Below are 20,913 nucleotides of genomic sequence, written 5' to 3' on the forward strand. Positions count from 1 at the left end.
GTGCGCACATGTTGATGGGAATCCAGCGCGACACCCGCGCCGAGCACACCAGGCTCTTCGTCTCCGGGATCGCCTTCGCGGTGACCCTGGCCCTGCTGATCACGCTCTGCGTGGCGATCTACCAGAAGGCCTTCGTGCAGTTCACCACGGTCAGCGTCGAGGCCGACCGGGCCGGCCTGCAGCTGCCGCGCTACGGCGACGTCCGCATGCACGGCGTCATCGTCGGCCAGGTACGCGAGATCCGCCAGGACGGCAAGAAGGCCGTCATCGAGCTCGGCCTCGAGCCCGAGCAGGCCGCGCAGATCCCCGCCAACGTCAGCGTCGCGATCAAGCCGACGACGCTGTTCGGGCAGAAGTACGTCGAGTTCATCGACCCCACGGGCAAGCGGACCGGCGCGCTCAGCGAGGGCACCGTGATCCCCGCCGACCGGGTCCGCACCAGCGTCGAGCTCGACGTGATCCTGGCCCGGCTCTTCCCGCTGCTGAAGTCGATCCGTCCCCAGGACCTCAACAGCACCCTGCACGCCCTCGCCACCGCGCTCTCCGGCAACGGGGAGAAGCTCGGCGAGACCCTCGTCCAGCTCAACGACTACCTCGAAGAGATGAACGTCCACCTCCCCACGCTCGAACGCGATCTCGAGGACATGGCCGACGTCGCCGAGACCTACTCCATGGCCGCCCCCGACCTGGTCAAGGTCCTCGAGCACACCACGACCACCGCCAAGACCGTCTCCGCCCAGCGCGAGCGCCTCGGCGGCCTGCTCACCTCCGTCACCGGGGTCGCCGACACCTCGAAGAACCTGCTCGCCGAGAACGAGAAGGCGATCAGGTACGAGACCGAGCTGGCCGTCCCGCTGCTCAAGCTCCTCGCCGACTACTCCCCGGAGTACACCTGCCTGCTCAAGGGCCTCGACGACTACACCGAGCTGCTGGCGACCGTCTTCCAGCAGAACCGCGTGCGCCAGACCATGGTCCTCGACGGCACCCAGAAGCCGGCGTACGGCCGTGACGACCGTCCCGAGTGGGGCGAGGTCGGTCACGGGCCGTGGTGCGACGGGCTGCCGAACCCGAAGGTGCCGGCCGACCCGATGGAGCTGGAGAACGGCACCGAGGACGTCCCGTGGGCACCGGGGAACGGGGGTCTTCAGTGAACAAGCGCGATCTGAAGACCGCCGTCGCCGGGACGAAGCTGGTCATCTTCACCGTCATCTCGATCATGGTCACCGGCACCCTGGCCTCCATCATGGGCAACGTCGGGTTCGGCGACCGGGTGCCCTACCGTGCCGAGTTCACGACCGCCTCGGGCCTGAGCGAGGGAGACGACGTACGCGTCGCCGGCATCACCGTGGGCGAGGTGCTCTCCGTCGAGATCGAGGGCGGCGACCACGCGATGGTCACCTTCCGGGTCGACAAGACCGTGCCGCTGACCACCGCCAGCGGCGCCCAGGTGCGCTACCTGAACCTGGTCGGCGACCGCTACCTGGCGCTCACCCAGGACGCCGGGCAGGAGCAGGGATCGGAAGGCACGCCGCTGCGGCAGGGACAGACCATCGCGATGTCCAACACCACCCCGGCGCTCGACCTGACCGAGCTCTTCAACGGCTTCCAGCCGCTCTTCCAGGCACTGCAGCCCAAGGACGTCAACAAGCTCTCGCTCAACCTGATCCGGGTGCTGCAGGGCGAGGGCGGCACGGTGGCGAGCCTGCTCTCCGAGACGGCCGACCTGACCAGCGCCCTGGCCGAGCGCGACCAGCTGATCGGCGACGTGATCACCAACCTGTCCAAGACGCTCAGCACCGTCAACGAGCACCACACCGAGCTGGCCGAGCTGATCCAGCAGCTCAGCGGCTGGATGAAGGACCTGGCGCGCGACAAGGAGGCGATCGGCGACTCGATCTCCTCGATCGGCGACCTCACCGACGAGCTGGCCGGGCTGCTCACCGACGTACGCCCGTTCCTGAAGGAGGACATCAAGCAGCTCAAGCGCGTGGTGGACATCCTCAACAAGCCGGGCAACCAGAAGCTCCTCGACAGGACCCTCGAGCGGCTGCCGGAGACCTTGGAGTCGCAGGCGCGGATCGGCAGCTACGGCTCCTGGTACAACTACTACCTCTGCGACCTCGACTTCTCGATCAAGCTGCCCTCGCTCGGTGAGCTGCTCGACAACTCGCCGGCCGTCAAGGCGATCCAGAAGCAGCTCGACAACGTGGCCTTCTACAGCCGGGCGGAGAGGTGCAAGCTCTGATGGCACACCACTCGGACACCCAGCTCAAGCGCACCGGCGTGATCACGATTGTGGCGATCGCGCTGGCCCTGACGGCGGCGTTCAACCTCCGCAAGCTGCCCTGGTTCGCCGGCACGACCTATCAGGCCGAGTTCTCCGACACCAGCGGCCTGCACGTCGGCAACCGGGTGGAGATCGCCGGGATCCGGGTCGGCCGGGTCAGCGACATCGAGATCGAAGGCGCCAAGGTGGTCGTCTCCTTCTCGGTCGAGGGCACCGAGATCGGCCACCGCAGCGAGGCGAAGATCGGGGTGCTCAACCTGCTGGGCGAGAAGTACCTCGACATCACCCCGCAGGGCGGCCACACGCTCGAGGCCGGCTCGACGATCCCGCTGGCCCGCACCAGCGCCGGCAGCGACATCGTCGGCACCTTCGGCGACCTGGCCGAGACGACCGAGGCGATCGACACCCAGCAGCTCGCCAAGGCGCTGACCACCATGTCGGGCACGCTCGACAAGGCCGGTCCCGAGGTGCAGGGAGCCTTCCAGGGCATCGCCGCGCTCTCCCAGACGATCGCCGCCCGCGGCGACGAGCTGGAGTCGCTGCTGCAGGACGCCGAGAGGGTCGTCCGGCTCGTCAACCAGCGCAAGCAAGACATCATCAGCGTGATGGACAACGGCGACCAGGTCTTCGCCGAGCTGATCCAGCGCCGTCAGGCGATCCATCAGCTGCTGGTCAACGCCACCACCCTGGCCGAGCAACTGCAGGCGCTGGTGAAGGAGAACCAGAAGCAGATCGGGCCGGCGCTGGACGCGCTCGAGGAGGCGCTGAAGTTCCTCAATGCCCGCGACGAGGACCTGACCAAGACCATCCAGAACTACGGGCCGTACGCGTCGATCCTGATCAACATCATCGGCACCGGCCCCTGGTTCGACGCCTACCTCGCCAACCTGACCGGCATCGTGAGCGGTGAGTTCGTGCCCGGACGACGACCAGGGATCGTGCAATGACCAACATCATCGAACGACTGACCGAGGTGCCGCGCCGCAGGGGCCGGCGGCGTACGCAGGCGCCGTTCGCCGTGGCCGGGACCGAGCGGCCGTCGGGCCCGAGCCTGAGGTCCAAGTGGGCGGCGCTGCCGGCCGCGCTGGTGCTGATGTGCGGGCTGCTGCTGGTCTCCGAGGTGGCCGCGCCCGACACCAAGCTCGTCACCGCGAGCTTCCCGCAGGCGGTGAGCATCTACGAGGGCTCCGACGTGGTCGTCATGGGCGTCACGATCGGCAAGGTCGCCTCCCTGGAGCCGAAGGGCGACCACGTGGATGCGGTGATCGAGTACGAGAGCGACTACAAGCTGCCCAAGGACGTGAAGGCGGCGATCGTCACCCCGACGCTGGTCGCGGACCGGTTCGTCCAGCTGACACCGGCCTACACCGGTGGCCCGACCCTGGCCGACGGCGGCGAGATCCCGATCGAGCGCACCGCGGTCCCGGTCGAGCTCGACCGCATCTACGCCAGCCTCTCCGAGCTGACCACGGCGCTGGGACCCAACGGGGCGAACAAGAACGGCGCGCTGAGCGACGTCCTGCGCGAGGGCGCGGACGCCCTGGAGGGCAACGGCAAGATCGGCAACCAGGCGATCGCCGACATGTCGGAGGCGGCTCAGGTGCTCGGCGGCAACTCCGAGCAGCTCTTCAGCACCCTCTCCCAGCTCTCCGAGGTCACCAGGACGCTGGCGAAGAACGACGACACGACCGAGAAGTTCCTGACCGACCTCTCCGACGTCTCCTCCCAGCTGGCCGGGGAGAGCGACGAGCTCGACCAGGCGCTGGTCGCGATCGCGCAGGCGGTCAAGGTGACCAAGTCCTTCGTGGAGAACAACTCCGACGCCCTGGTCGGCGACGTCAAGGAGCTCAACAAGACGCTCAACATCCTGGCCAAGGAGAAGGAGACGCTCGGCACCGTCCTCGACCTGGCGCCGCTCGGGATCGGCAACCTGGCCGAGTCCTTCGACCCCGCGTCAGGTTCGGTCGGCTTCCGGCTGCAGGTCGGGCCGATCGGCTCCGACCTGTCCAACATCCTCTGCATGGTCGTCGAGAACGACCAGATCCCGGGGGCGAAGGAGATCTGCGCACTGTTCAAGGCGCTGCTGCCGGCCGGGTCCACCTCAGCTGCCGGGGAGGCGCTCACCGAGGGCAGCGCGCCCACCGACCGTGACACCGACACCGGGCTGCCGCTCGAGAACGGCACCCGGACCAAGCAGCCCGAGGTCGAGCCCGAGGTGGTCACCCAGGGCGGCATCACCGAGCTCAGCGGCTCGCTCCAGGACCTGATGTCGGGAGGGAAGAGATGAGGCGTCTAGGGGCAGCCGTGGCGATGCTCGGCGTTGTCGCCGTGGCGAGCGGGTGCGGCGTACAGGCCTATGACCTGCCGCTGCCGGGCAAGGAGGTCGGCGAGGGCGACGGCTACGTCGTCACCGCCGAGTTCAACGACGTGGTCGACGTGGTGCCGCGCACCAAGGTGATGGCCAACGACGTCCCGGTCGGCCAGGTCGACGAGGTCGAGCGCGAGGGCTGGCACGCCAAGGTCACCATGACCATCCGCAAGAACATCGAGCTTCCGGCCGACGCGCTGGCCAACGTACGCCAGACCAGCCTGCTGGGGGAGAAGTACATCGCCCTGGTGGCACCCGAGGGGTCCACGATCGCCAGCGCCGGCAAGCTCGGCGACGGCGCCACCATCGGGCTCGACCGCACCAACCGCAACCCCGAGGTAGAGGAGGTGCTCGGCGCGCTCTCCTTCCTGCTGGCGGGCGGCGGCGTCGGGCAGCTGAAGACGATCAGCGACGAGCTCAACACCATGATGGACGGGCGCACCGGTGACATGCGGGCGCTGCTGGGCAACCTGGAGACCACGGTCGCCTCGCTCAACCAGCAGAAGGGCTCCATCATCAAGGCGATGGAACAGGTCGACCGGCTGACCCGCACCCTCAACAAGGAGTCCGCGAAGATCGAGGCCGCCATCGACTCCTTCGGGCCGGCGCTGGAGGTGCTCCGCCAGCAGCACGCCGACCTGATGAAGATGATGAAGGCGCTCGACCGGCTCGGTGTGGTCGCGACCCGGGTGATCAACCAGAGCGGCGCCAACCTGACCACGGCGCTGGACGAGCTGGCACCGACGCTGCGCGAGCTCGCCGACGCCGGCGACTCGCTGCCCCGCGGCCTGACGATGGCGGCGAGCTTCCCGTTCCCCGAGAACGCCTCCGGGCTGGCGATGGGTGACTACTCCAACGCGCTGTTCCACATGGATCTCGATCTCGGCAAGCTGGTCGGCAGCCTCACCAACGGCAAGTCGCCCGGGCTGCTGCCCCAGGTCTTCCAGATCTGCCTGTCCTACTCCAAGGGCTGCGAGGCGATCCAGCCGCTGGCCAAGGCACTGTGCGACCTGACCAACATGCAGATCACCTGCTCCGTGGTCGGCAAGGAGGACACCCCGGCCAAGCCGGGCGAGAAGACGCCCAAGCTGCCCGACATCGCCGACCTGCTGCCCAAGAGCTCGGCCTCGACCAAGACGCCGGGGCTCGATGGCCTGGTTCCGGAGATCGCCGAGGGGCTCTCGGCGCCGGCGGACACCGACTCGCCCACGGCCGAGCCGACCACCGGAGGCCTGCTCGGCCTCCTCGGACTGCTGGGAGGCGGCAGCTGATGACCCGGAGCGTACGCAACAAGCTGGTCGTCTTCCTGGTGATCGCCGCGGTCGGGATCTTCTACGTCTCGGCCGCCTACCTCGGCGTCGTCGACCGGGTCCTGGGTCGCCACGTGGACGTCTCGGTGGACCTGCCGGCCTCCGGTGGTCTCTACGAGGGCAGCGAGGTCAACTACCGTGGCATCAGCATCGGCCGGGTCGCCTCGATGACCGTCACCGACAAGGGCGTCCGCGCGGGGCTGGAGCTCGACCCCGGCACCGAGGTGCCCCGGGACGCCAAGGTCGAGGTCCACAACCTCTCGGCGGTGGGGGAGCAGTACATCAACTTCATCCCCGACTCCGCCGCCGGTCCCTACCTCGCCGAGGGCGACGTCGTGACCGCCGGGCCCGAGTCGATGCCCGGCACCACCGACCAGCTGCTCACCGAGCTCAACAGCTTCACCACCTCGATCAACGGCGAGGACCTGAGCACCGTCGTCGCGGAGCTCGGCACCCTGTTCCGCGGCAACGCCGAGAACCTGCGTACGTTGCTCGACTCGGGCTCCACGCTGGTCGACCAGGCCACCGCGCACCAGAAGGAGACGGTGCGGCTGCTGAACACCAGCCAGACCGTGCTCCAGACGCAGAAGGAGCACAGCGGCGACATCCGCGAGTTCGCCAAGGGGCTCGAGGAGGTCACCGCGACCCTGGACAAGCGGGATCCGGAGCTGCGCGAGATCCTGCAGGGCGGCGAGGCGACCGCGGTCCAGGTGCAGTCGCTGCTCGACGGGCTGCAGCCGCTGCTGCCGGTCTTCCTGGCCAACCTCAGCACGGTCAACGAGGTGCTCACCGCCCGGCTGCCGGCGATCGAGCAGACGCTGGTGACCTTCCCGCGTGTCGTAGCGACAGGGTTTACCGGCTCGCCCGGTGACGGCTACGGTCACTTGTCGATGGGCTACGTCTACACCACCCCGCCGTGCCAGAAGGGCTACAAGCCCGCCGACCAGTGGATCCCCGGCACCGTGATGGAGGACCAGCCGCTCTACCCTGCCAAGTGCACCGACGAGCGCGCCCAGCCCGGCTACGAGGGCGACAACCCGATCATGCAGCGCGGCGTCAACATGGTGCCGAAGCCCGAGGGCGTGGGGAAGTACGTCACGAGCTACGACCCGAAGACCGGGCGCACCGAGCTTCCCGACGGAAAGACGGTCACCATGTCCGCCCCGACCGATGACGGAGGCCTCGTCTCCGCCCTGTCCGACGACTCCTGGCGATCGATGATCCTGGGGGAGGAGTGAATCCGATGAGTGCCCACAACCCACTCGAGGTCAAGGTCTCCCTCGCGAGACTCGGACGGCTCAACACCGTGCTCGCGGCGGTGGTGGTGATCCTGGCCGTGCTGGCAGCGGCCGTCTTCATCGGTGGCGCCCGGGTGCTGCCCTGGACGACGCCCGCCGAGGCCGCGGCCGCCGACTACGACGAGGTGAAGTCGGTCGCCGAGGACGGCGTGATCGCCTTCCTCGACGTCGACTACCGCGACATGGATCCACGGATCCAGGCGGTCAAGGAGATCTCGACCGGCACCTTCGGCAAGGAGTACACCGCCATCGCCGAGCAGATCCGGCAGGCCGCGATCCCCGCCCAGACCATCTCGAAGGGCAAGGTCAGGCAGGTCGGCATCCGCACGATCGGGTCGAAGAAGGCGGTCGTGCTGGTCGCCGTGGACTCGGTCGTCACCAGCAGCCAGACCGCTGAGCTGAAGAAGAGCGACACCTGCCCCTACGAGGGTGCGCGGTGCTCGAAGTACCGCTTCAAGGTGTCGCTGGCCAAGACGAAGGACGGATGGCGCATGTCCGACCTGGCAGGAGTCAACTGATGACAGGCGTACGAGCGAACGGATCGGTCTCCACCGGCCAGAAGGAGTGTCCCTTCTGCGCGGAGACGATCAAGGCCGCCGCGATCAAGTGCCGCTACTGCGGCTCCGACCTGCTGCCTCCGGCCGAGGAGCCGGAGGACCAGGACGTACGCCAGGAGGCCGCTGCGCCGGAGGAACCGGAGACCGAACCCGAGCCTCAGGTTGAGGTTGAGGGTGAGGCTGAGAGCGAGGCGCGCGCCGGGCTCGCCGAGCGGTGGCTGGGTGACGGCAGCCGCGTGCTGACGGCCGTTCTCGGCGTACTCGTCCTGGTGGCCGGCGGCGTGCTCTGGCTGGCTGTGGACCTGGCGTCGAACGACGACGTCGCGCCCGGTGGCGAGCTGACCGCGGCCGGGTCCCGGGCGGCGATCATGGAGCACTCGGTGGGACTCGCCCAGACGGTGATGTCCTATCGGGCCGCCAGCGCGGAGAAGGACATCGCGGCAGCGAAGAAGCTGATGACGCCGGCGATGCAGAAGGACTACGAGAAGACGCTGCCCGGTGAGGACAAGCGCAAGGAGCAGGCCGACCTCGGCATCAAGGTCGACGCCGAGGTGGCACCGCTCTCCGAGGAGGGCGCCAAGGCGGCCGAGAAGGGCAAGGCCTGCATCGACGAGGATTGCGCCGCCTCGATCATCTCGGCGACCGAGGAGTCCGCGAAGGTGCTGCTCTTCGTCAACCAGAGCGCGTCCGCGCCGAAGACGAAGAACACCGTGGTCAGCCCGACCTGGGAGGTGCTGACGCTGGTCAAGGACGGCGGCGGCTGGCTCATCTCCGAGATGAAGGCAGCCTCCTAGATCTCATGCTGAGGTCCCTTCGGGGGATCCCTGCATGCCTGCTATGGTAGAACGTGTTCTAGTTTCACTGCTCGAGGAGGGCACATGGCCGGCTCACGCCAGTCCGTACAGCTGACCGAGGTGGAGATCGAGGAGTTCCTCGCCTCGCAGATGAAGGTGCAGGTCGCGACCGTCGGTCCCGACGGCGCTCCGCACCTGACCACGCTGTTCTACGTGCTCGACGAGGGCAAGATCGTCTTCTGGACCTACGGGTCCTCGCAGAAGGTCCGCAACCTGCGGCGCGACCCACGGGTCACCTGCCTGGTCGAGGACGGCGTCGACTACTTCGAGCTCCGCGGGGTGAGCATCACCGGGAAGGCGAGGCTCGTCGAGGACTACGACGAGATCAAGGGCATCGGGTCGCGCGTGATGGCCCGGATGGCCGGCGGCGCCGACCTGGGCGAGCTCGGCGAAGACCTCGTCTCGAAGCAGGCCCACAAGCGCGTCGGCATCGTCATCGAGCCCGACAAGGTCGCAAGCTGGGACCATCGCAAGCTGGGCGCGCTGCCCGGTCAAGGCTGAGTTCGATGATGACGAAGGACTGAGGAGACGGACATGGCAAAGGTGATCGTGGACTTCGACCTGTGCGAGTCCAACGGGATGTGCGAGGCGTTCGCACCCGACGTGTTCGAGATCGACGACGACGACTACCTGCTGGTCGAGGACCCGACGGTGACCGACGAGAACCGCGACCGCGTCGAGCAGGCGGTGGCCGGCTGCCCCAAGGCGGCCCTGAGGATCGAGGAGTAGCACCACGTGAGCATCGACCTGGATGGCAAAGTCGCGATCGTCACCGGATCCGGAGCGGGTCTGGGGCGTGCGGAGGCGGTCGCCCTGGCCCGGGCGGGTGCCCGGGTGGTTCTCAACGACCTGCCCGGCGCTGCCGAGGAGGCCGCCGCGGAGATCCGCGGGTTCGGTGGCGAGGCGGTGATCGCAGCCGGTGACGTGAGCGAGCGTGCCACCGCCGACGCGATGATGGCCGCCGCCGTCGACGGGCTGGGCGGCCTCGACATCGTGGTCAACAACGCGGGCATCACCCGCGACAAGATGCTCTTCAACATGTCCGACGAGGAGTTCGACCTCGTCGTACGCGTCCACCTGCGCGGCCACTTCCTGCTGACCCGCAACGCCTCGGCCCACTGGCGCTCGGTCGCGAAGTCGACCGGCGCGCCGGTCGACGCAGCAGTCGTGAACACCTCCTCGGAGGCGTTCCTGTCCGGGCCTCCCGGACAGGCCAACTACGGCGCCGCGAAGGCAGGGATCACCGCGCTGACGATGTCGACGGCCCGCTCGATGGGTCGTTCCGGCGTACGCGCCAACGCGATCTGCCCGCGGGCCGCCACCGCGATGACCGAGGGCGTGCTCTCCGGCGACTCCTACGGTCCCGAGCACGTCGCACCGCTGGTGACCTATCTGGCCTCGCCGGCCGCGGCCGCGATCACCGGGCAGGTCTTCGTCGTCTACGGCGGGATGATCGCCGTGCTGGCGCCGCCGACGGTCGCCGAGCGGTTCGACAACGCCGCCTGGGACCTGGACTCCCTCGATAAGCAGGTCGGCGGCTGGTTCGCCGACCGCGACCCCGCGGCCGGTTTCTCGGCCGACTCGATCATGCAGCTCAAGCTGAACGACAAGGAGCAGTGATGGCACGTCTCGAGGGCAAGATCGCGATCGTCACAGGTGGTGCGCAGGGGCAGGGGGCCGCGATCGCGCGCGCCTTCGTCGCCGAGGGCGCCAAGGTGGTCATCGCCGACGTGGCCGACGAGCCCGGCAAGCTGCTCGCGGACTCGTTGGGGGAGTCGGCGCTCTTCGTGCACCACGACGTGAGCTCGGAGGAGTCCTGGACGTCGCTGGTGGCCGAGACCGGTGCTGCGTACGGACCGGTCAACGTGCTCGCCAACAACGCCGGCATCCTCCGCTTCGGTGAGATCCTCACCCAGCCGGTCGAGGAGTTCGAGCTGCTGTGGCGGGTCAACACCCTCGGCTGCTTCCTCGGGATGCGGTCGGTGATCACGACGATGAAGGAGAACGGTGGCGGCTCGATCATCAACGCCTCCTCGATCGAGGGGCTGGCGGGGATGGCGTTCGTGGCCGGCTACACCTCGACCAAGTTTGCGATCCGCGGCATGACCAAGGCCGCCGCCCTCGAGCTCGGCCCCAGCGGCATCCGGGTCAACTCCGTACACCCCGGCATGATCGACACCTCCATGACCCGCGGCGTCGGCGCCGACGACGCCGCCATGGAGTTCGGCGCCTCCAAGGTCGCCCTCAAGCGCGTCGGCCACCCCGAGGACATCGCGCCGCTCTACGTCTACCTCGCCTCCGACGAGTCGAGCTTCGTCACCGGCGCCGAGATCGCCATCGACGGCGGCGCCACCGCCACCCACGCCTTCGGCGGCTGAGCCGCCGTAGGCCGAGGCGTCGCCCGGGTCGGCCGAGGCGTCACGTACGTCGGCCGAGGTGTCATCGGCGTCGGCCGAGGTGTCATCGTGGTGCCGTCTCGGCCGACGGGAGTGACGCCTCGGCGGGTGAGTCGACCACGCGCGGAGCCGGTCTCCGGCATACTTCGGCGGGAAGGTTTCAGTCACCGGGGGACTAGCCGAAGGCCATCAGAACATGTCTCGACGACGCAGCGCGTTCACCACCATCGCTGTGTTCGTGGTCTTCGTCTGGTTCTACCTCTTCGCGTTGGTGCTCCCGGTCAACACGAGCGCAGTCGCCGAACCGTGGGCCGCGCGCGGGCGGGCCTGGCTCGGGGCGCTGGTGGCGCAGATGCTGGACGGCCTGTCGTTCCTGTGGGGATCGTTGGTGCGCGCCGAGTACGCCGAGCCACCCGAGACGGCGTGGCCGACGCTTGTCTTCGCCGTCCTTGTGGTCGGGCTGGTCTACGCAAGCGTCAGGACCGGATCAGACCGTCCGGGTGCTGTCGGAGTCCGGGTGCTGGGTGCATGCGTTCTCGCCGGCGGACTCACGAATCTGTTCAGCGTGATCCTTGCCGCGGGCAAGCTGAGAGCGGAGACGGGACCTTTCGGCGGATCGGCGCCGGAGTGGGTCGCGGACGGGATCTGGTTCGGGATCGTCCTGGGCCTGATCGGGTCTTCCGTGGCGTACACCCTGGCGGCGCTTCCGCTGCTCGCGTCACTCGCGACGGGCGCGAGCGACGGGACGGACTCGCCGGTGGCTGCGCGTCGTCCCGCGCTCTCGACGGCGCGGGCGCGCGCCGGGCAGGTGGCTACCTGGGGTGCCCTTCCGCTGCTCGTGGCGGTGCTCGTTGGTGGGTTCGTCTGGGACTACGGTCCGGATGCCGATCCCGATGCGATCCAGCAGCCACGTGCGAGCTGGGTGCGCCTGGTCTGGTTCGCGCACGCGAGATTCGCCGGGCCGCACAACCCGCACTCACTCACTGGTGAGTTCGACACGTCGGTCTGGCTACCGCGCACGCTGACCTCGCTCGCACTCGTCGTCCTCATATGGGTTGGGCTACGACTGCTGGTCGCAGGCTGGCAGCGCGGCGACGAGCCGAACGGCGTCGCAATCGTGGTGCGGTGTGCTGGCCTCGTCGCCGTGCTCGCTCTGGTTCTCGGGGTGATCGAGGGTGCGGTACTGCCGACGTCTGACCCCGGTCCGGCTGCTTACTACGTCGCGTTGGGCAACGTCACCGACGCGGTCCGTTTCGGCGCCTGCTTCGGCTGGTTGGTCGGTGTCGCGGTCGCGGTCTCGCAGCGGATCTCTGGCGGGTCGATCAGAGCGGCGGATTCCGCCGACGATGTTCTCGAGGGGAGTGCTGACTGATGTCGGAGCAGGCGCCTGACCAGACGGATCGGGCCGACGTGGAGAAGGCGGCCCCAGTCGCAGAGACTCACTACAGGGGTGGGTTGTGGCGGGTCGGCCGGCTGTTGAAGAAGTACCTCGCGGCTGTGATCGGTATCGTCGCGCTTGCGCTGACCGCGACCTTCAACGTGGGGCTGCAGAACCTGTTCGACGGCCTCTTGCCTGCCGGTTGGGACGAGCCAGGCAGCGGTATCGAGATCGTGGACGTACGCCGACAGCCGCAGAGCGGCCCGGTGCTGATCCCCGACTCGGTGACGTTCACCGACACGACCGACGCCGTGAACAAGGTGAATGATCCCGACTGGGAGGCGCAGCACGAGTGGTACGCCGCCGGCCGTGTGACGTGGGAGGTGACGCTCGTCGGCCGCCACAACGATCCGATCGTGATCACCGATCTTCGTCCGGAGAGGACCGGCCCCTGCACGACGACGCTCCGGGACGGCACCCTGGTCGACGACGTCCCCGCAGGTGAGGGCGAGAAGATCGAGCTGAAGACCGCCATCGACGCAGCCGTCCCGGAGGTGACCTCGGCCAAGGACGGCTCGGCCTACTTCGACGGCGGAACCGTCACGCTCGCGAAGGGCGAGACCGTGATCGTCTCCATCGAGGCGACCAGCGCGAGCAAGACCTGTCAGTGGGTGCTCGATGCCGACTACGTCGACAACGGCAAGCGCGAGTCGATGACCATCAAGGCTCCCGGCGACCGCCCCTTCGCGATCACGGGCTGGCTCGAGGACCGCCCCTACGACCACACCTGGGATTCGAGCTGCAGCCGAGCGATGACTCCTGAGGAGGCGTCGGCGTTCGAGAAGCCGGCCGACTGCACCTAGGCCGAGACGTCACGTACGTCGGTCGAGACGTCAGGTACGTCGGTCGAGACGTCAGGTACGTCGGTCGACACGTCACGCCTTGCCGACTCGACCGACCTAAGTGACGCCTCGGCTGACCGGGGTGACGCCTTCGGCTGACCGGGGTGACGCCTCGGCCGACCGGGGTGACGCCTCGGCTGACCAGGGTGACGCCTCGGCGGGTCAGCGCAGCAGGAGGCGCACGGCGACGTCGATCGACTTCTCGACGTCCTCGGTGTCCATCCGGCCGGTGACCCAGGAGATGAGGGCGGAGAGCCATACGTCGGAGATGATCCGGATGATGGCGGCCTCCTCCTCGGTGACCTCGCCGTGGTCGGGGGTGCCGTGCATGGCGCGGGCGATGACGGTGGTCAGGCTGGTGCCGACCTCGTGGATCTCGCCGGTCACCGACTGGTCGGCGAACATGAAGGCGCGGACCAGGGCCTCGGTGAGCTTGGGCTGCTTCTGCAGGGCGCGGGTGCGGCGGTTGAGGACGTACATGATCCGCTCGTGGGCGGTGTCGCCCGGCGTCGCGCGGATGGCGGAGCGCTCGACGTCCTTGGTGAACTCGCGCGCGAGCGCGGAGACCAGCAGATGGATCTTCGAGGGGAAGTAGCGGTAGAGGGTGCCGAGCGCGACCTCGGCCTGCTCGGCGACGGCGCGCATCTGCACGGCGTCGAAGCCTCCCTCGGCGGCGAGCGTGATCGTGGCGTCGAGGATGCGCCGTCGGCGCTCTCGCTGAGCCGCGGACCCGCCGGTGGGCGCGGTGGCCGGGGCATGGCCGTTGGTGTCGCGTGGCTCCGTGCTGACGGACGTCACTGGTGGTCCCCCTAGGACTATGACCGGATCTCGATCTGCTGATCTCAGGCTAACCGCATCGGCGCCCGAGAGTGAAACACGTTCCTCCGTGAGTCTAGACTTGTAACACGTTCTACATCAGTCTCTATTCCCGACGTTGGCTCCCGAAACAATAGGAGGTCGCTGTGCCGATCGGCATCACCGACGAACACCAAGCCCTGAGCGAGAGTCTGCGCGACTGGGCGAAGGGCCTGGGTGGCATCGCGCTGGCTCGCGCCGCCGAGGGAGTCGCCGGCGCGGGATTCGACGAGGTGTGGCGGGGTGTCGAGGAGTACGGCGTCGCCGGCATCGCGGCGCCCGAGCCGAGCGGTGGCGGCGGGACCCTCCTGGATGCGGCGGTGGCCCTCGAGGCGTGCGCCCAGGAGCTGGTCCCCGGCCCGCTCCTCGGCGCCTCGGTGGCCGCGTTTCACACGGGTGCGGCCGGGCTCGACGACCTCGTCGCGGCCGTCACCGCGGGTGGCTGCGGGATCGCGCTGGACCCGGTCCTCGAGCTCGGCGAGCGCCTGCGCGGAACGGTTCCGGTCGTCTACGACGGTGGCGGAGCCGCGCGGCTGCTGCTGGGCGCCCGCGGCGCCGACGGCGAGGAGCACTGGTTCCTCCTCGCCGCGGAGCAGGCGGACGTACGTCCCCAGGTCGGACCCGATCTGACCAGGCGGGTCGCCGAGGTGCACGTCGACCTCGGCACCGGCGAGGCCGTCGAGGTCCCGGGCCTGCGCGGTGAGGCGGTGCGGCGTACGGCCCTCACGCTCGCCGCCGCCGAGGCGTCCGGGATCGCGCAGTGGTGCCTGACGACGGCCGTCGAGTATGCCAAGGTCCGCGAGCAGTTCGGGGCGCCGATCGGTTCGTTCCAGGCGATCAAGCACCTGTGTGCGCAGATGCTGGAGACCGCCGAGGCGGTGGCCGCGAGCGCCTGGGACGCGGCGGCGTCGGCCGAGGACGAGACCGACCAGTGGGCCTTCGCGGCCGAGACCGCCGGTGTCGTCGCGCTCGACGGAGCGGTCAGGGCTGCCCAGGACTGCATCCAGGTCCTCGGTGGCATCGGCTTCACCTTCGAGCACGACGCCCACCTCTACCTGCGCCGCGCGGTCGCCCTGCGCAGCCTCCTCGGTGCCGGCGACGCCCACGCGGTGGCGCTGGCGAAGCACGCCGTGGCCGGCATCCGCCGCTCCGTCCGCGTCGACCTCGACGGCAAAGACGGCGCGATCCGTCCCCGAGTGCAGGAGACCGTCGCCGCGATCGCCGCCCTCCCCGAGCCGGAGCGCCGCGATGCGCTCGTCGACGCCTCCTACCTTGCGCCGCACTGGCCAGCTCCGTACGGCCTCGGTGCCGGTCCTGTCGAGCAGCTCGTCATCGACGAGGAGCTCGCCGCCGGCGGGGTGACCCGCCCGGACATCAAGATCGCCGGGTGGGCGGTGCCGACGATCCTGAAGCACGGCACCGATGTCCAGCGCGAACGGTTCGTCGAGGCGTCGCTGCGCGGCGAGATCATCTGGTGCCAGCTCTTCAGCGAGCCCGGCGCCGGCTCCGACCTCGCCTCGCTGGCCACCCGCGCCGAGCGCGTCGAGGGCGGCTGGCGGCTGACCGGCCAGAAGGTCTGGACCTCGCTCGCGGCCGAGGCCGACTGGGCGATCTGCCTGGCGCGTACGAATCCCGACGTCTCCAAGCACAAGGGGATCACCTATTTCCTCGTGGACATGCGCAGTGAGGGGATCGACGTCCGCCCGCTGCGCGAGCTGACCGGGGACGCGCTCTTCAACGAGGTCTTCCTCGACGGCGTCTTCGTGCCCGACGAGCTCGTCGTCGGCGAGGTCGACGGCGGCTGGCGCCTGGCCCGCACGACGCTGGCCAACGAGCGCGTCGCGATGGCCTCGACCAACCTCGGCGGCAGCGTCGAACGCGCCGTCGCGCTCGCGTCGGGCCGCGGCGATGCCGAGCTCGCCAGGGTCGGCCACGCGGTCGCGCTCTCCACGGTCTGTGCGCTGCTCGGCGTCCGCTCGACGCTCAAGGCGCTCGCGGGCCGCGGCCCCGGCGCGGAGTCCTCGGTGGCCAAGCTGCTGACCGTACGCAACCGCCAGGACGCCTCCGAGCTCGTCGTCGACCTGCTCGGTCCGCTGGCGCTCACCGACGACCCACAGGTGCGCGCGGACCTGCACGAGTCGCAGCTCACCCGCTGCCTCTCGATCGCGGGCGGCACCACCCAGGTGCTCCGCAACGTCGCGGCCGAGCAGATGCTCGGCCTGCCCAGATAGCGCCTGCCCTCGCGACCGCGAGCCGCTAGGCTGCTCGGGTCGAACCTTTACTCAGGGAGGCGGCGCCTTGTCGGTCAGGACGATGCGTGTGACGGGCGGGGCAGGACGTCGGGGTCACCCCACCATCCAGTCGGCGCTCGACGAGGCGGCCCGCTCGTACGGCGAGACCAGAATCCTGATCGCGCCGGGGACGTACGTCGAGCAGTTGGTCGTTCGCGGGAACGTCTCGTTGGTCGCCAAGGTGCCTGGATCGGTGACGATCCGCTCGGAGGCCGGCCCGCTGCTCGACAGCGACGGGACCGTCAGCCTGGTGGGGCTGCGTCTGGTCGCGGACGGAGGCGAAGGCATCGTCTGCCGGGGAGGGGTGCTCGAGGCCAGGGAGATCGACGTCGAGACCCGCGGCCTCGTGACCCTCTGGGCCGCGCCGGGCGCTAGGGTCGCCGCGCGGAGCTCCACCTTTCGTGGCGGCAGGGTGCTCTACTCGAACGCCTCGGGGACCATCGAGAGCTGTGAGCTAGTGGACTGTCCGGACAACGCGATCGCGGTGATCGACGGTGCCCGTGTGGGCGTACGGGACTGCCGCATCGACCGGCCCCGGTTCAGCGCGGTGAAGGTCGAGGCCGGCTCGTCCGTGACGATCACATCGGGCCGGTTCTCGTCATGCGCCCAGACGATGGTGGCGGTCATCGGTGCCGGGGCGCGGGCCGACATCGAGGCGACGATCATCGAGGACGCGGGCACGGCGATCGGCTTCGCCGAGGGATCCACCGGCACCGTACGCGACGTGACGGTCCGCCAAGCCCGGCACGCCTTCTCGTCGCGGTCGGGGGCGAACCCGACCGTGAGCGGATGCACCGCCGTGGGCTGCGTGGAGACCGGCATCAACGTCTCCGAGCGGGGCGCCGGGACGTTCCGCGACTGCGTCATCCAGGACGCCGAGGCGATCGGCGTCTTCGTCAAGGGCGACGGAGCCGAGGGTGGCCAGTGGGGTGCGGTCGACGTCAGTGGCTGCACCGTCGAGCGGTCCGCGGTGGGGATCGCCGTCGAGGGAGCTGAGGCCCGGTTCCGCGACGTACGGCTGAGTCGGCTTCGTTTCGCCGGGGTCAGGCTTCTCGCCGACGCCACCGCGACCTTCGACGAACTGAGCGTCACGGACACGCCGGTCGGCGTCGACGCCCGCGGGACCTCGACCGGCACCTTCACCCGGGCGAGGATCATCGGCTGCAGCCCACTCGGGGTCTCGGCCGTCGACGAGGCCCGGATCACCATCTCGCAGAGCGTCATCGCCGACGCCGCCGGCGGTGCCGGCATCCAGGGCACGGCGAGCCTGGTGATGAGGCGGTCCGAGCTGCGGGACATGGAGTCGTTCGGCCTGATCGCGATGGCGAACGGCACCCTGGTGGTCGAGGCCAGCGACCTGCTCCGGCCCGGCGACATCGGTGTCATCGGGATCCATGACGCCTTCGTCGACGTCAGGGACACCGCGGTGAAGGACGCGGCACACATCGGATTCCGTCTGCTCGACAAGTGCAGCGGTCAGATCACCGGGTGCAGCGTGACCGCGGAAACAGGGCTCGCCGTGTCCAAGAACGACTACGTACGCGTCAACGGGCTGACCTCGTCGCTCCGGACGATCACGGACAGCTCGGCGAGCTATCAGGACGCGACGGTACGGCAGGTGACGAACGTCTACGGGCCGTTCGTGCTGGGGGATGCCAACGGCCCGATGGCCTGGGGAAACGGCTCCGTGATTCAGGGCCAGAACAGCGAGGAGAGCTCGATGAGCAGTGGTGGCGGAGACATGCCCTACGTCGGCGGGCCGAACATCCAAGGCGATGCCAGCGGGCAGCTGGCGTGGGGCAATCGGGAGAGCGTCCGGCAGGAGCAGGTCCGCTCGCAGGCGACGGTGAACGAGGCGAGCGACATCGCCACGGTCGTCGCCCAGGTGTTGCAGCAGCTCGGCGCCCTCGGGCTCCCCGACGATGAGTTGAAGGACGCGGTCGCCGAAGGTCGTGCCGTGCTCGCCGAGGTGGCCAAGGAGGAGCCTGACCGCACGGCCGTACGCCGGGGCATCAACTATCTCAAGGGGACCGTGGCCGGGATCGCGGCCGGTATGGCCACCGGCGCGAACCAAGGCGGCGCCGAGATCGGCAAGGAGATCGTCCGCAACCTGGGCAGCCTGATCATCTGATTCTGTGGCCAGCCCTCGCGCACCGAAGTAGAACACGTTACAGTTTCGGCATGGGAGACGAGACGCTCGATGCCGTACGCAGCGTGGTGGCCGAGGTCCTTGCCCGCGAGTCCGACCGGGGTGACTGGTCGGCCTGGGCGAGCGCCGGCCTGACCGCACTGCCCGTGCCGGAAGCCCACGGTGGTGAGGGGTTCGGCCTGACCGAGATCGCGGTGCTGCTGCGGGAGGCCGGGCGCCATGCGGTCCGCGTGCCGGTCTGGGAGACGCTGGCGGTGGGCACGCTGACGCTCGCGAGCCACGGGACCGCCGATCAGCAGGCCGCGCTCCTGCCCGGGGTCGCCAGCGGCGAGATCCTGCTGAGCCCGGCGTGGCTCGAGCCAGGGCGGCCCGAGATCCCGGCTGCGACCTATCGCGACGGCACCGTGAGCGGGCGCAAGACCGGTGTGACGTACGCCGCCGAGAGCTCGCGCCTCCTGGTCACCGCGACCGCGGGCGACTCCGGGGTTCCGGCGGTCGTGCTCGTCGACCCGAACGGACCAGGTGTCACGCTCGTTCCGTCGAGCACCTCGGGTGAGGTGCCGCAGCACACGATCGTGCTCGAGGACGCCCCGGCCGAGCCGCTGGGCGAGGGTGCCTTCGACACCCTGACCGGACTCGCGACCGCCGGGCTGGCGGCGACGGCCGCCGGAGTGCTCGCGGGTGCACGCGACCTGACCGCCGGCTACGTCAGCAGCCGCCGGCAGTTCGGCCGGGCGCTCGCCGAGTTCCAGGCGGTCGCCCTGCAGATGGCCGACGTCTACGTCGCCTCCCGCACGCTCGACCTCGCCGCCGACAACGCGGTGGCCGCGATCGACGCCGGCCGCTCGACACCGACCGACCTGAGGGTCGCCGCCTACTGGGCCAGCCAGGTCGCGCCGTACTCCTTCCGCACCTGCCACCACCTCCACGGCGGCATGGGGGTCGACGTGACGTACCCGTTGCTCGGGTTCACCACCTGGGGAACCGACATCGCCCACCTGCTCGACACCCCGGCCGAAGCGGTCCCTGTGGAGGCAGACGCAGACAAGAACCTCGAGCTCACCGACGCCCAGCGTGCGCTGAAGGCGGAGGTCAGGGCCTACTTCGAGGGCCTCTCCCACGACGGTGAGCCCGGCGATCCGGGCCCGGAGGGCTCCTGGGACCGGCACGGCCCGACCTACCAGAAGCTCATCAAGCAGCTCGGCGACGACGGCTGGATGGGTGTCGGCTGGCCGAAGGAGTACGGCGGCCACGGCCTCGGCGAGGTCGAGCAGACGATCTTCGCCAACGAGGCGCAGTACGCCGACGTGCACCTGCCGGCGGTGACCCTGCAGACCGTCGGCCCGACGCTGATCCGTTACGGCACCGACAAGCAGAAGGAGATGTTCCTCAACCGGATCCTCGCCGGCGAGGTGCACTTCGCGATCGGCTACTCCGAGCCCGAGGCCGGCACCGACCTCGCCTCGCTGCGCACCACGGCCAGGCGCGATGGCGACCACTACGTCGTCAACGGCCAGAAGCTGTGGACCACCGGCGGTCACGCCGCCGACTTCATCTGGCTCGCCGTACGCACCGACCCGGACGCCCCGAAGCACAAGGGCATCTCGATCCTGATCGTCGACACCACCGACCCGGGCTTCTCCTGGACCCCGATCATCACCGCCGACGGCTCCCACCACGTCAACGCGACGTACTTCAACGACGTCCGCGTCCCTGCCGACATGCTGGTGGGGGAGGAGAACCAGGGCTGGAAGCTGATCACCACCCAGCTCAACCACGAGCGCGTCATGCTCGGCCCGGCCGGGCGGATCGAAGGTCTGCGCGACCGGGTCCTCCGCTGGGCGCAGACGCACGGCGTCACCGACAGCCCGGACGTACGCGCGCTGATCGGGAAGACCACCGCCGTCTTCCGTGTCAACGAGCTGCTCAACTGGGAGGTCGCGCGCGCGGCGGAGCAGGGTGAGATCGAGGTCGCGGACGCGTCCTCCTCGAAGGTCTTCGCCGCCGACCAGGTCCAGCACCTGCTCGCCGACCTGATCGCCCTCGTCCACCGCCACGGTGATCCCGGGGACCCGGTCACGAAGAGCCTGCTCGACTATCTCGACGCCCAGGCGAAGCGCAACCTGGTGCTCACCTTCGGTGGTGGCGTCCAGGAGGTCCAGCGCGAGCTGATCGCGATGTTCGGCCTCGGGATGCCGAGGGTGCCGCGATGAGTGAGCGTCAGCGAGCGACCATGGGATCTTTCATCGGGCCGCGTCCGTATTCTGG

Annotated in this window: 18 protein-coding genes; 17 read left to right on the forward strand and 1 reads right to left on the reverse strand. The window is 69.3% G+C overall.

Annotation, left to right across the window (positions count from 1 at the left end):
- The first annotated feature begins 8 nt into the window (after positions 1-8).
- The 14 genes from UG56_RS00875 to UG56_RS00940 all read left to right on the forward strand — a co-directional run bounded on the left by UG56_RS00875 (position 9) and on the right by UG56_RS00940 (position 13,311).
- On the forward strand, positions 9-1,151 hold the full coding sequence (locus UG56_RS00875; RefSeq protein ID WP_045549370.1) for an MCE family protein: 1,143 nt from the start codon (positions 9-11) through the stop codon (positions 1,149-1,151).
- Positions 1,148-2,245: an MCE family protein gene (locus UG56_RS00880; RefSeq protein ID WP_052693648.1), complete on the forward strand. Its 1,098-nt coding sequence runs from the start codon at positions 1,148-1,150 to the stop codon at positions 2,243-2,245. Before UG56_RS00875 ends, UG56_RS00880 begins: the two co-directional genes overlap by 4 nt.
- Positions 2,245-3,234, forward strand: coding sequence for an MCE family protein (locus tag UG56_RS00885; RefSeq protein WP_045549372.1), 990 nt, complete (start codon positions 2,245-2,247; stop codon positions 3,232-3,234). Before UG56_RS00880 ends, UG56_RS00885 begins: the two co-directional genes overlap by 1 nt.
- A complete protein-coding gene (locus UG56_RS00890; protein ID WP_052693655.1) occupies positions 3,231-4,574 on the forward strand; it encodes an MCE family protein in 1,344 nt (447 codons plus the stop codon). The genes UG56_RS00885 and UG56_RS00890 overlap by 4 nt, the downstream gene beginning before the upstream one ends.
- Before the next feature lie 23 nt (positions 4,575-4,597).
- On the forward strand, positions 4,598-5,926 hold the full coding sequence (locus UG56_RS00895) for an MCE family protein (protein ID WP_256206380.1): 1,329 nt from the start codon (positions 4,598-4,600) through the stop codon (positions 5,924-5,926).
- Positions 5,926-7,203 carry an MlaD family protein gene (locus UG56_RS00900; protein WP_052693661.1) on the forward strand — a complete coding sequence of 426 codons (1,278 nt, stop codon included), beginning with the start codon at positions 5,926-5,928 and terminating at the stop codon, positions 7,201-7,203. Before UG56_RS00895 ends, UG56_RS00900 begins: the two co-directional genes overlap by 1 nt.
- A 5-nt stretch (positions 7,204-7,208) precedes the next feature.
- On the forward strand, positions 7,209-7,781 hold the full coding sequence (locus UG56_RS00905; RefSeq protein WP_045549374.1) for a hypothetical protein: 573 nt from the start codon (positions 7,209-7,211) through the stop codon (positions 7,779-7,781).
- Complete coding sequence (locus UG56_RS00910) at positions 7,781-8,614, forward strand: hypothetical protein (RefSeq protein WP_045549375.1); 834 nt, start codon at positions 7,781-7,783, stop codon at positions 8,612-8,614. The genes UG56_RS00905 and UG56_RS00910 overlap by 1 nt, the downstream gene beginning before the upstream one ends.
- Positions 8,615-8,698: 84 nt before the next feature.
- On the forward strand, positions 8,699-9,175 hold the full coding sequence (locus tag UG56_RS00915) for a pyridoxamine 5'-phosphate oxidase family protein (RefSeq protein ID WP_045549376.1): 477 nt from the start codon (positions 8,699-8,701) through the stop codon (positions 9,173-9,175).
- A gap of 33 nt (positions 9,176-9,208) precedes the next feature.
- Positions 9,209-9,403 (forward strand): ferredoxin, encoded by a 195-nt coding sequence (locus UG56_RS00920; RefSeq protein ID WP_045549377.1) that lies wholly within the window; start codon positions 9,209-9,211, stop codon positions 9,401-9,403.
- Positions 9,404-9,409: 6 nt separating this feature from the next.
- Entirely contained in the window at positions 9,410-10,294 is an 885-nt protein-coding gene (locus tag UG56_RS00925; protein WP_218145095.1) for an SDR family oxidoreductase, read from the forward strand.
- Entirely contained in the window at positions 10,294-11,052 is a 759-nt protein-coding gene (locus tag UG56_RS00930) for a glucose 1-dehydrogenase (protein ID WP_045549378.1), read from the forward strand. Before UG56_RS00925 ends, UG56_RS00930 begins: the two co-directional genes overlap by 1 nt.
- A gap of 256 nt (positions 11,053-11,308) precedes the next feature.
- Positions 11,309-12,442, forward strand: a complete 1,134-nt coding sequence (locus UG56_RS00935) for a hypothetical protein (RefSeq protein WP_177191394.1) — start codon at positions 11,309-11,311, stop codon at positions 12,440-12,442.
- Between the two features lie 125 nt (positions 12,443-12,567).
- Positions 12,568-13,311, forward strand: coding sequence for a hypothetical protein (locus UG56_RS00940; protein WP_143054851.1), 744 nt, complete (start codon positions 12,568-12,570; stop codon positions 13,309-13,311).
- Positions 13,312-13,512: 201 nt separating this feature from the next.
- Here UG56_RS00940 and UG56_RS00945 read toward each other — a convergent pair whose 3' ends face one another.
- A complete protein-coding gene (locus UG56_RS00945) occupies positions 13,513-14,148 on the reverse strand; it encodes a TetR family transcriptional regulator (RefSeq protein ID WP_045549381.1) in 636 nt (211 codons plus the stop codon).
- A 164-nt stretch (positions 14,149-14,312) separates the two neighbouring features.
- Here UG56_RS00945 and UG56_RS00950 point away from each other — a divergent pair, with 164 nt between their 5' ends.
- From UG56_RS00950 to UG56_RS00960, 3 genes are all read left to right on the forward strand, one after another.
- The gene (locus UG56_RS00950) at positions 14,313-16,436 is read left to right on the forward strand and encodes an acyl-CoA dehydrogenase family protein (RefSeq protein WP_071326809.1); all 2,124 of its coding nucleotides are present in this window, start codon (positions 14,313-14,315) and stop codon (positions 16,434-16,436) included.
- Positions 16,437-16,518: 82 nt separating this feature from the next.
- Positions 16,519-18,627 carry a right-handed parallel beta-helix repeat-containing protein gene (locus tag UG56_RS00955; RefSeq protein WP_084100258.1) on the forward strand — a complete coding sequence of 703 codons (2,109 nt, stop codon included), beginning with the start codon at positions 16,519-16,521 and terminating at the stop codon, positions 18,625-18,627.
- Positions 18,628-18,677: 50 nt separating this feature from the next.
- Entirely contained in the window at positions 18,678-20,858 is a 2,181-nt protein-coding gene (locus UG56_RS00960) for an acyl-CoA dehydrogenase (protein WP_045550471.1), read from the forward strand.
- The last annotated feature ends 55 nt before the right edge of the window (positions 20,859-20,913 follow it).

This window comes from Nocardioides luteus, from assembly GCF_000960475.2.
In the GTDB taxonomy this organism is placed as follows: Bacteria; Actinomycetota; Actinomycetes; order Propionibacteriales; family Nocardioidaceae; genus Nocardioides; species Nocardioides luteus_A.